Genomic DNA, 11,579 nt, shown 5'->3' with positions numbered 1-11,579 from the left:
ACAAGGGGAGAAGGAAGAAAGAAGACCAGTGCTCGCCTATATCGCTCGCCGTATCGTCTATGTCATTCCGATCGTCATCAGCGTGGCGCTGGTGTGCTTTCTGCTCGTGCACATCACGCCGGGCGATCCGCTGGTTGCCGTGCTGCCGGCCGACGCCTCGCAGGAGCTTGCGGCACAGCTCCGCGCCGCCTACGGCTTCGATCGTCCGCTGCCGGTGCAGTTCGGGCTTTGGCTGCTGCGTGCCCTTCACGGCGATCTCGGCAATTCCATCGCGACGGGGCGCCCGGTGCTCGCCGAGGTCATGCGCGCGGTCAGCAACACCGTCACGCTCGCGATTGCGGCCGCCATCATCGGCTTTACGATGGGCATCCTGCTCGGCCTGATCGCCGGCTATTTCCGCGAGACCTGGATCGACAAGGTCGCGACCTCCTTCGCCATCGCCGGCGTCTCGGTGCCGCATTACTGGCTCGGCATGGTGCTCGTCATCATCTTCTCGGTGCAGCTGAACTGGCTGCCCGCGGTCGGCGCCGGCCCGAACGGCTCCAACTCCTGGGCCTGGGACTGGGCGCATCTGAAATATCTGGTGCTGCCGGCGATCACGACCTCGGTAATCCCGATGGGCATCGTCACCCGCACCGTGCGCGCGCTGACCGGCGACATCCTCTCGCAGGATTTCGTCGAGGCGCTGCGTGCAAAAGGCCTGCACGAAACCGGCGTGTTTCGCCACGTCATCAAGAATGCCGCGCCGACCGCGCTTGCGGTGATGGGGCTTCAACTGGGTTACATGCTTGGCGGCTCGATCCTGATCGAGACCGTATTCTCCTGGCCGGGCTCGGGCTTCCTGCTCAACTCGGCGATCTTCCAGCGCGACCTGCCGCTGCTGCAGGGCACGATCCTGATCCTGGCGCTGTTCTTTGTCTTCCTCAATCTGCTGGTCGACATCGCGCAAGCCGCGATCGACCCGCGCATCAAGCGGGGCTAGCCGATGAACCCTGCTGTCACGCCAACGGTGCGCTCCCTCCCCCGCCGGCGGGGGAGGCACAGGCGGCCTTCGGCCGCCGTCCTTAGAAAGGACGCCGATGCGAAGCATCGGCTATCGGAGAGGGTGTCTCCTCAATCGAGAACCCCCAAGAGGAGAAAACCCTCACCCGGCGCGTTGCGCCGACCTCTCCCGCAAGCGGGAGCGGTGCACTGCCTCCTTGGCTGGCACCGATCGAACCAACATGTTCCGGGAGCTAGCCGATGAGCGAGCTTCCGTTGTCCGCCACCGCCGATGCCGCGCTCCAGGCCGCGCCCGCGACCAAGGCGCGCGGCTATTGGGCGACCGTCGGTCGCCGCATCGCCCGCGACAAGGTCAGCATGGCCTGCGCGCTGGTGCTGCTGCTGATCTTCCTGTCCGCGGTGCTCGCGCCGTGGCTCGGACTTGAAGATCCCTACAAGGGTTCGATGATCCGCCGCCTCCGCCACATCGGCACAGCAGGCTATCCGCTCGGCACCGACGAGCTCGGTCGCGACATGCTCGCGCGGCTGATCTATGGCGGGCGGCTGTCGCTGGTCATCGGCATCCTGCCCGTGATCCTCGCCTTCTGCATCGGCACCTCGCTCGGCCTCGTCGCCGGCTATGTCGGCGGCAAGCTCAACACCGCGATCATGCGCACGATCGACGTGTTCTACGCCTTTCCCTCCGTACTGCTGGCGATCGCGATTTCCGGTGCGCTCGGTGCCGGCATCCTCAACTCCATCGTGTCGCTGACGGTCGTGTTCGTGCCGCAGATCACCCGCGTCGCCGAAAGCGTCACCACCGGCGTGCGCAACATGGATTTCGTCGAGGCCGCGCGCGCCTCCGGCGCAGGGCCCTTCACCATCATGCGGGTGCACATCCTCGGCAATGTCTTGGGTGCGATCTTCGTCTATGCGACCAGTCTCATTTCGGTCTCGATGATTTTGGCCGCAGGTCTCTCCTTCCTCGGTCTCGGCACAAAACCGCCGGAGCCGGAATGGGGCCTGATGCTGAACACGCTCCGCACTGCGATCTACGTCAATCCGTGGGTTGCCGCGCTGCCGGGCGCGATGATCTTCGCGGTCTCGATCTGCTTCAACCTACTCTCGGACGGCCTGCGTAGCGCCATGGACATCAGGAACTAGGCCATGAGCGAGACCAACATATCCGTCGAAATGCTGGAGCCGGTCGAGGACGTTGGTGGCGTCGCGCAGCCGCTGCTGCAGGTCAACGGCCTGACCAAGCATTTTCCGGTTCGCGGCGGATTGTTCGCGGCCAAACGCACCGTGCGCGCGGTCGACAACGTCTCCTTCTCGGTCGCGAAGGGTGAGACTGTCGGCATCGTCGGCGAATCCGGCTGCGGCAAGTCGACCACCGCGCGGCTGCTGATGCATCTGATGCCGCGCGATACCGGCGACATCATCTATGACGGCATGACCGTCGGCCAGTCGCTGTCATTGCGCGAGCTGCGCCGCGGCATGCAGATGGTGTTCCAGGACTCCTATGCCTCGCTCAATCCGCGCCTGACGATCGAGGAATCGATCGCGTTCGGCCCGAAAGTGCACGGCATGGCGGATGGAACGGCCCGGGCGCTGGCTCGCGAGCTGCTCGGCAAAGTCGGCTTGCGGCCGGAAAACTTCGCCAACCGCTATCCGCACGAGATCTCCGGCGGCCAGCGTCAGCGCGTCAACATCGCGCGTGCGCTGGCGCTGTCGCCGCGACTGGTGATTTTGGACGAAGCCGTTTCCGCGCTCGACAAATCCGTCGAGGCACAGGTGCTCAATTTGCTCGCCGACCTCAAGCGCGAGTTCGGCCTGACCTATCTCTTCATCAGCCACGACCTCAACGTCGTCCGCTACATCTCAGACCGTGTGCTGGTGATGTATCTCGGCGAGGTGGTCGAGCTCGGTCCGGTCGACCAGGTCTGGGACAACCCTGCGCATCCCTATACGCGCGCGCTGCTTGCCGCGATGCCGTCCTCGGACCCGGATCGTCGCACCGAAAAACCGCCGATCACCGGCGATCCGCCCAATCCGATCGATCCGCCCCCGGGTTGCCGCTTCCACACCCGCTGCGCGTTTGCGGAGCCGCTCTGCGCAAATGCAGCACCAAAGCTCACGGCCGTCGATAGAATGGGCCACGAGGCCGCGTGCTACATGGCGATTCCGGGTTCAGGCCATAGCCGCGCGCCCGCAGAGGAAACAGCATGACAAGACCGACACCGAAAGAGATCAAGCCGATCGCGCAAGTCGCGGGCGTTCCTGTCGATGACGAGATCGCAACGCGCATCTCCAACTCCATCGGGCCCGCCTTCGAAGGTTTTGAAGCCATCGCCGGCACGCTGCCGTTCGATCTCGAGCCCTCGCTCTATCCGATCGCGCAGACGCAGAAGGTGTCGAAATGAGCCGTGAGCCTGCATTGATGACGCTCACCGAGGTCGCGCGCGCGATCGCGATGAAGCAGGTGTCCTCGCATGAGGTGACGCGCGCGCTGCTGCACCGCATCGCGCAGTGGCAGCCGCATCTCAACGCCTTCATGTCGGTTGAAGCCGAGTCCGCGTTGAAGGCCGCCGAGGCCGCCGATGCCGAGCTCGCCAAGGGCAATGTCCGCGGACCGCTGCACGGCGTGCCGCTCGCGCACAAGGACATGTATTACGACGCCGGCCACGTCTCGACCTGCGGTTCGCTGATCCGGCGCGATTTCGTGCCGACCGTCTCGTCGACGGCCTTGCAGCGCCTGAAGGATGCCGGCCAGGTCCGCCTCGGCACGCTGCATCTGGCCGAATTCGCCTATGGACCGACGGGGCACAACGCCCATTACGGTCCGGTGCGCAATCCCTGGAACGTCGCTCACATCACCGGCGGCTCGTCCTCCGGCTCAGGCTCGTCGGTCGCGGCGCGCCTGACGTTCGCGGCGCTCGGCTCCGACACTGGCGGTTCGATCCGCATGCCCGCGCATTTCTGCGGCGTCACCGGGCTGAAGACCACCGTCGGCCGCGTCAGCCGCGCCGGTGCTATGCCGCTGTCGCAATCGCTCGACACCGTCGGTCCGCTCGCCCGCACCGCGGAAGACTGTGCGCTGCTGCTGGCGCTGATGGCCGGTCTCGATCCCGCGGATTCGACCACCAGTCATGAGCCGCTGTCCGACTATGTCGGCGCCACCAAGGGGTCGCTCAAGGGCCTGAAGATCGGCGTGCCCGCGTCCTTCTATGTCGACGATCTCGACAGCGAGGTCGCGCGCGTGCTGGACGAGACCATCGCGGTGCTCAAGCGCGAGGGCGCCGATATCGTCACCGTCGAGCTGCCGGACCAGCGGCAATTGTCCGCGGCAAGCCAGCTTGTGCTCGCGGCCGAAGCGGCCGCCTTCCACAAGCGCTGGATGATCGAGCGGCCGCAGGATTACGGCCCGCAGGTCCTGATGCGGCTTCAGAACGGTCTCGCCGTTCCCGCCATCACCTATCTCGAAGCCATGCGCTGGCGTGGCCCCGCACTCGCCGCGCACAATGCAGCCGCGGCTGGTGTTGACGCGATCATCGCGCCGGCATCGCCGGTGCCGGCACCGACGATCGACGAGAGCGACGTCGGTGGCGGTCCGAACGCGCCGGCCATGGTGCAGCGGCTGACGCTGTTCACCCGCCCGGTGAATTTTCTCGGCCTGCCGTCGCTCACCATTCCCTCCGGCTTCACCAGAAGCGGCCTGCCGGTCGGCATGCAGCTGATCGGCCGCTCCTTCGATGAAGCGACCTTGCTCACCATCGGCGCCGCCTTCCAGCGCGTCACCGACTACCACGACCGGGTACCCAAACTGCCGTCATGACAAAGCTCGTCGACATCTCAGGCCTCAATATCCGCTTCACCGGGGAGCGCACGGTCTATGCCGTGAACGATCTCAGTCTCTCGCTCGGTGACGGCGAGGTGCTGGGCCTGCTCGGCGAGTCCGGTTCCGGCAAGAGCGTGACCCTGCGTGCGCTGATGCGGCTGCTGCCGAAGAAGCGCACGCAGATCACGGGCAAGGTCGACGTGATGGGCCGCGACGTGCTCGCCATGAACGACGAGGAGCTGTCGTCGTTCCGCGGCCAGACCGTGTCGATGATCTTTCAGGAGCCCGCGCTCGCGCTCGATCCGGTCTACACTATCGGCGCGCAGATCGCCGAAAGCGTCGTGCGCCATGAAGGCAAGAGCTTTGCGGAAGGGCGGGCGAGGGCGCTCGAAATGCTCGAGGTCGTGCGGGTTCCCTCCGCAAAGCGCAGGCTCGATGCCTATCCGCACGAGATGTCCGGCGGCATGCGCCAGCGCGCGATGATTGCCCTGGCGCTCGCCTGCCGTCCCAAGATCTTGCTTGCGGACGAGCCGACCACCGCGCTCGATGCCACCGTGCAGATCCAGATCCTGCTGCTGCTGCGCGAGCTGCAGCGCGAGTTCGGCATGTCCGTCATCTTCGTCACCCACGACATTGGTGTTGCGATCGAGATCTGCGACCGCGTTGCGGTGATGTATGCCGGCCAGATCGTGGAGCAGGGCACGCTCCGCGACATCGTCCGCACGCCGGTTCACCCCTACGCCAAGGGCCTGCTCGCCTCCACCATCCACGGCGCCAAGCGCGGCGCCCGGCTGGAAACCATCCCCGGCACCCCGCCCTCGCTGGCCGACAAGCCGAACAACTGCTCCTTCGCCCCCCGCTGCAAGCTCGCCGAGTCGCGATGCTTGGAGCAGCTGCCTGCGAATGTCGAGGTAGGGCCGGGTAGGGCGGCGAGATGCGTGCTGGCCGAGCCGGTGGGAGCGACGTAACCGGTGGGCTCCCTCGCCCCGCTCTTGCGGGGAGAGGGCTGGGGTGAGGGCCTCTCTCCGCGGATGAGATTGTCGAGGGACCTGTATCCCCTCACCCGGATCGCAAGGGCGATCCGACCTCTCCCCGCAGGCGGGGAGAGGTGAAGAGCCCCGCGCACATCTTCAGAATCCCTCTACGACAACACCGACTTGTCACAGTTCACCTCGCACCACCGGCCAACTGCACCCCTACTGTGCATGGGGTTGTTTTCGACATTTTTGTTTCGGCAGCCGCAATTCGGTCGCGGGGAACAGCATTCAGACCCCGTTCATCCCGGTTCCCGTTCCATGCCGCATTCCTGGGAGAGGGACCTCATTTATGTACATTTCGAACGAAGGCCTGCTCGTCATCCTGTTTGTCGGCCTGATCGCCGGCTGGCTGGCCGGAAAGATCGTGCGGGGCGCCGGGTTCGGCATCATTGGCGACATCGTGATCGGCATCGCCGGCGCGCTGGTGGCGAGCCTCTTGTTTCCAAAACTGGGTATCCGCCTCGGCACCGGGCTCGTGTCCGAGATCATTTATTCCGCCATCGGCGCCATCATCCTGCTCCTGGTGGTACGGCTGGTGCGCGGCGGCGGCCGGTTCTAGCGTCACATTGGCTCGGTGAGCCAGAACTTTCGCCTCTCCCCCGCTGGGGAGAGGCCGCGATGTCTGCTATAAAAAGCCGCAAAGACTGTGAAATACCGGACTTGCGTGCGAGGCCGTCAGGGGTTGATGTGCCCATCAGGGTTCTGGATTAAATCGGCTGCGCTGGTTGCAGGGGAATACGATGTTAATCCGGGTCGAGTACCCCTGAACCGCCTGTGAAATCGGGGGCTCTGGCCCCTCATCTGAAAGAGATCAGACTGATGGCAGCCGTACCTGGCGTCCGCCGTTCAGAGCTCGGTGACGCCTTGCGTGCTTGTCGCACGGCGTTCGTCGGCGTCGGCTTGATGAGCTGCATGATCAACCTGCTCTATCTGACCGGGTCGATCTTCATGCTGGAGGTCTACGACCGGGTTCTGCCGAGCCGGAGCGTTCCGACGCTCGTCGGCCTGATCATCCTCGCTGGCTTCCTCTATATGGCGCAGGGCGTGCTCGACATGATCCGAAACCGGATCCTGGGGCGGGTCGGCACCGCGCTGGACGAGGCCCTCAACAAGCGCGTGTTCGACACCATCGTGCGCCTGCCGCTCCTGGTCGGCAGCCGCAACGAGGGCCTGCAGCCGCTGCGCGACCTCGACAATGTCCGCTCCTTCCTCGGTGGCATGGGTCCGAGCGCGTTCTTCGACCTGCCCTGGCTGCCGCTCTATCTCGCGATCTGCTTCGCCTTCCACGTCATGATCGGCGTGACCGCCTTGGTCGGCGCCATCATCCTGGTCGGACTGACGCTGGTCACCGAATTCCTCTCCCGCCAGCCGGCGAAGGAGGCGATGGGCCTTGCCGCCCAGCGCAACGATCTCGCCGCCTCCAGCCGGCGCAACGCCGAAGTCATGGTCTCGATGGGCATGACCGGCCGGATGAACCAGCGCTGGAGCGAGGCCAACGAAAAATACCTCGACGGCAACCAGCGTGCGAGCGACGTCGCCGGCGGTCTCGGCGCGGTCGCAAAAGTGCTGCGCATGATGCTGCAATCGGCCGTGCTCGCGGTCGGCGCCTATCTCGTCATCCACCAGGAGGCGACCGCCGGCATCATCATCGCCGGCTCGATCCTCTCCGCCCGCGCGCTCGCGCCGGTCGATCTCGCCATCGCGCACTGGAAATCCTTTGTCGCGGCTCGTCAGAGCTGGCAGCGCCTCACGCGCCTGCTGGAGCAGATGCCGCCGCAGACGATGCCGACCCAGTTGCAGGCGCCCACCAGTCGTCTGTCGGTCGAGGGCATCTCCATGGTGCCGCCCGGCGATCAGCGCCTCATCGTGCAGGACGTCAGCTTCGCGCTCACCGCCGGCAATGGCCTCGGCGTGATCGGGCCGAGCGGGTCCGGCAAATCGTCGCTGATCCGCGCGCTGGTCGGCGTCTGGCATCCGGTCCGTGGCAAGGTGCGGCTCGACGGCGCTGCGCTCGACCAGTGGGCCTCCGACATGCTCGGCCGCCACATCGGCTATCTGCCGCAGGACGTCGAATTGTTCGGCGGCACCATCGCGCAGAACATCAGCCGTTTCGATCCCGAGGCCACCTCTGACGGCATCATTTCCGCGGCGAAGGAAGCCGGCGTGCACGAGATGATCATCAAGATGCGCGAGGGCTACAACACGCAGGTCGGCGAGCAGGGCACCGCGCTCTCCGCGGGCCAGGCGCAGCGCGTGGCGCTGGCGCGCGCGCTCTACGGCAACCCGTTCCTGATCGTGCTCGACGAGCCCAACTCCAATCTCGACACCGAGGGCGACGAGGCGCTGACCCGCGCGATCCGCAGTGCGCGCGAGCGCGGCGCCATCGTCATCGTGGTGGCGCATCGCCCGATCGGCGTCGAGGCGGTCGACCAGATCCTGGTGCTGCGCGACGGCCGCATGCAGGCGTTCGGGCCGAAGGAGCAGGTGCTTGCCCAGGTGCTTCAGCCGCGCGTGACGCCGCCGGCACCGATCAAGATCGTCAGCGAAGGCGGAGTGCCCAAGTCATGAGCACGATGGCTATCGGCGGCGGAAAGCCCGCCGCGAAGAGGACCGTCCGGGATTCCATCAGGTTTCACCTGATGCTCGGACTGGCCATCGTGGCGGCCCTCGTCGTCGGCCTCGGCGGCTGGGCCTCGACGGTGCAGATCTCGGGGGCCCTGATCGCACCGGGCCAGGTCGTGGTCGAATCCAACGTCAAGAAGGTGCAGCATCCGACCGGCGGCGTGGTCGGCGAGCTGCGCGCCCGCGACGGCGACGTGGTCAAGTCCGGCGACATCGTGGTACGGCTCGACGACACCGTCACCAAGGCGAATCTCGCCATCGTCACCAAGAATCTCGACGCCGCGCTGGCGCGCGCGTCTCGGCTCCAGGCCGAGCAGCGCGCGCTCGACAAGATCGAGTTTCCGCAACCGCTGCTCGATCGCACCAACGAGCCCGACGTCAAGACGCTGCTCTCCGCCGAAACCAAGCTGTTCGACGTCCGCGTCAACGGCCGCGCCGGCCAGAAGGCGCAGCTCCGCGAGCGCATCCAGCAGCTCAACGAGGAGATCGAGGGCCTCTCCGCGCAGGAGAAGGCCAAGGACAGGGAAATCGTCCTGGTGCAGCAGGAGCTCACCGGCGTGCGCGATCTCTACGAGAAGCACCTGGTGCAGATCTCGCGCCTGACCACGCTCGAGCGCGACAGCGCCCGCCTCAACGGCGAGCGCGCGCAATACATCGCATCGCGCGCGCAGGCCAAGGGCAAGATCACCGAGACCGAGCTTCAGATCATCCAGGTCGACAAGGACATGGTGAGCGAGGTCTCCAAGGACCTGCGCGAGACCAACGACAAGATCGGCGAGCTGATCGAGCGCAAGGTCGCGGCCGAGGATCAGCTTCGCCGCGTCGACATCCGCGCGCCGCAGGACGGCATGGTGCTGCAATCGACGGTGCATACCGTCGGCGGCGTCGTCACCGCCGGCGATGCCCTCATGCTGATCGTGCCGCAGGCGGACGATCTGCAGGTCGAGGCCAAGGTCAATCCTGTCGATATCGACAAGCTCCAGATCGGCCAGAAGACGCTGCTGCGCCTGTCCGCGTTCAACCAGCGCACCACGCCCGAGCTCAACGGCGTCGTCAGCCGCGTTTCACCCGACGTCACCACCGACCAGCGCACCGGCCAGAGCTACTACACCATCCGCGTGTCGATGTCCCCGGAAGAGGTCGCCAAGCTCGGCGACTCCAAGCTGATCCCCGGCATGCCGGCGGAAGCCTTCGTCCAGACCGGCGACCGCACCATGCTGTCCTATCTGATGAAGCCGCTGCACGACCAGCTGATGCGGGCATTCCGCGAGAAGTGACGCACGAAAGCGCGTCATCCCGGAGCGCGCCGCACACTTGCTGTCATCGCCCGGCTTGACCGGGCGATCCAGTATTCCAGAGGCGGCTGTGATTGAACCGGGACGCCGCGGCGTACTGGATGCCCCGGTCAAGCCGGGGCGTGACAGTGGAGCGTGTGGTTCGCAAACCGCCCTTCGCTGACGATTGCCATCGTTCTTTGCTATAGTTCGACTCAGGCCCAGCAACCCGGCGGTCGAACAATGCAATCCCCACCCTCCATCGCCACCAAATCCTTCACCGATGTCGTCCTCGCCGTCGCCCGCCTCGAGGAAATCTACGAGCGCAACACGAAATTCCTGCGCGACCGGTTCGAGGCCTATGTCAACGGCGAGGCGATCACGACGCGGGTGCGGGCCTATTATCCCTTCGTCCGCCTCACCACCGCGACGCATGCGCGGCTGGACTCGCGTCTCGCCTACGGCTTCGTCGCCGGCCCCGGCGTGCACGAGACCAGCGTCACGCGGCCGGATCTGTTCCGCGCCTATCTCACCGAGCAGATCGGATTGTTGATCCAGAACCACGGCGTTCCCGTCGAGATCGGCGAATCCGCCGAGCCGATCCCGATCCACTTCGCCTACCGCCGCGACATCAACATCGAAGCCGCAATCACCACCAGCGAGAATTCCCTTGTGACGCGATCGCTGCGCGATGCGTTCGACGTGCCCGACCTCGCCACCATGGACGATTCGATCGCCGACGGCACTTTCGAGCTTCAGCCGGGCGCGCCCGAGCCGCTGTCCCTGTTCCGGGCTGCCCGCGTCGATTATTCGCTGCGGCGGCTCTATCACTACACCGGCACCGATCCCGAGCATTTCCAGAATTTCGTGATCTTCACCAACTACCAGTTCTATGTCGATGCCTTCGCGCAGCTCTGCCAGCAGCGGCTGCAGTCCGGCGAAGCCGGCCTCGAAGCCTTCGTCGCGCCCGGTAACGTGATCACCGGCAGCGGCGGCGCAACGAGTGGGGTGGCGCCTGCCCGCGCGCCGCAGATGCCGGCGTTCCATCTGGTCGCGCCTGGCTATCGCGGCATCACCCTGATCAACATCGGCACCGGCCCGTCGAACGCGCGCAACGTCACCGACCATGTCGCAGTGCTGCGCCCGCATGCCTGGCTGATGCTCGGCCATTGCGCAGGCCTGCGCAACACGCAGCGGCTCGGCGACTACGTGCTCGCCCACGGCTATGTGCGCGAGGACCACGTGCTCGACCGCGAGCTGCCGCTCTGGGTGCCGATCCCGGCACTGGCCGAGATGCAGGTCGCGCTCGAACAGGCGGTCGAGGACGTCACCGGCCTCGAAGGTTTCGAGCTGAAGCGCCTGATGCGCACGGGCACCGTTGCGAGCGTCGACAACCGCAACTGGGAGATCTCGGGGCCCGAGGTGATCCGCCGCATGTCGCAGTCGCGCGCGGTCGCGCTCGACATGGAATCGGCCGCGATCGCCGCCAACGGCTACCGCTTTCGCGTTCCCTATGGCACGCTGCTGTGCGTCTCCGACAAGCCGCTGCATGGCGAGATCAAGCTCGCGGGCATGGCCAGCGAATTCTACCGCCGCCGCGTCGGCCAGCATCTCGAGATCGGCCTGAAGGCGCTGGAGCGGCTCAAGCAGCAGGAATCAGAACGGCTGCATTCGCGAAAGCTCCGCAGCTTCGCCGAAGTCGCGTTCCAGTAAGGACAACAGAACTGCCGTTCGAACGCTGACGTCTCCGTGAGCGCAGCGCCCCGGAATATCGCCGCCAAGGCAGGGTTACGTTGTCAGGGGCCGCTTGAACAGCACAGGAGACGG

General features: G+C 65.8%; 10 protein-coding genes. All 10 read left to right on the top strand.

The genetic code is table 11. The features are described from left to right. Positions 1–28 precede the first annotated feature (28 nt). The 10 genes from BJ6T_RS41110 to BJ6T_RS41065 all read left to right on the top strand — a co-directional run bounded on the left by BJ6T_RS41110 (position 29) and on the right by BJ6T_RS41065 (position 11,465). Positions 29–982, top strand: coding sequence for an ABC transporter permease (locus BJ6T_RS41110; protein ID WP_014498430.1), 954 nt, complete (start codon positions 29–31; stop codon positions 980–982). A 260-nt stretch (positions 983–1,242) separates the two neighbouring features. Then, positions 1,243–2,145: an ABC transporter permease gene (locus BJ6T_RS41105; RefSeq protein WP_014498429.1), complete on the top strand. Its 903-nt coding sequence runs from the start codon at positions 1,243–1,245 to the stop codon at positions 2,143–2,145. 3 nt (positions 2,146–2,148) lie between these two features. After that, on the top strand, positions 2,149–3,210 hold the full coding sequence (locus BJ6T_RS41100) for an ABC transporter ATP-binding protein (RefSeq protein ID WP_014498428.1): 1,062 nt from the start codon (positions 2,149–2,151) through the stop codon (positions 3,208–3,210). Further along, a complete protein-coding gene (locus tag BJ6T_RS41095; RefSeq protein WP_014498427.1) occupies positions 3,207–3,404 on the top strand; it encodes a hypothetical protein in 198 nt (65 codons plus the stop codon). Before BJ6T_RS41100 ends, BJ6T_RS41095 begins: the two co-directional genes overlap by 4 nt. Then, on the top strand, positions 3,401–4,816 hold the full coding sequence (locus BJ6T_RS41090; RefSeq protein WP_014498426.1) for an Asp-tRNA(Asn)/Glu-tRNA(Gln) amidotransferase GatCAB subunit A: 1,416 nt from the start codon (positions 3,401–3,403) through the stop codon (positions 4,814–4,816). Before BJ6T_RS41095 ends, BJ6T_RS41090 begins: the two co-directional genes overlap by 4 nt. Then, positions 4,813–5,787 (top strand): ABC transporter ATP-binding protein, encoded by a 975-nt coding sequence (locus BJ6T_RS41085; protein WP_014498425.1) that lies wholly within the window; start codon positions 4,813–4,815, stop codon positions 5,785–5,787. Before BJ6T_RS41090 ends, BJ6T_RS41085 begins: the two co-directional genes overlap by 4 nt. Positions 5,788–6,145: 358 nt before the next feature. Further along, entirely contained in the window at positions 6,146–6,415 is a 270-nt protein-coding gene (locus tag BJ6T_RS41080) for a GlsB/YeaQ/YmgE family stress response membrane protein (RefSeq protein WP_014498424.1), read from the top strand. 260 nt (positions 6,416–6,675) lie between these two features. Continuing rightward, complete coding sequence (locus tag BJ6T_RS41075; protein ID WP_028170401.1) at positions 6,676–8,424, top strand: type I secretion system permease/ATPase; 1,749 nt, start codon at positions 6,676–6,678, stop codon at positions 8,422–8,424. Then, positions 8,421–9,755, top strand: coding sequence for an HlyD family type I secretion periplasmic adaptor subunit (locus tag BJ6T_RS41070; protein ID WP_014498422.1), 1,335 nt, complete (start codon positions 8,421–8,423; stop codon positions 9,753–9,755). Before BJ6T_RS41075 ends, BJ6T_RS41070 begins: the two co-directional genes overlap by 4 nt. Before the next feature lie 240 nt (positions 9,756–9,995). After that, a complete protein-coding gene (locus BJ6T_RS41065; RefSeq protein WP_014498421.1) occupies positions 9,996–11,465 on the top strand; it encodes an AMP nucleosidase in 1,470 nt (489 codons plus the stop codon). Positions 11,466–11,579 lie beyond the last annotated feature (114 nt).

Source organism: Bradyrhizobium japonicum USDA 6 (genome assembly GCF_000284375.1).
GTDB classification, from domain to species: domain Bacteria; phylum Pseudomonadota; class Alphaproteobacteria; order Rhizobiales; family Xanthobacteraceae; genus Bradyrhizobium; species Bradyrhizobium japonicum.
Note: the sequence above shows the minus strand (reverse complement) of the source record. Positions and strands in the feature narration are given on the sequence as shown.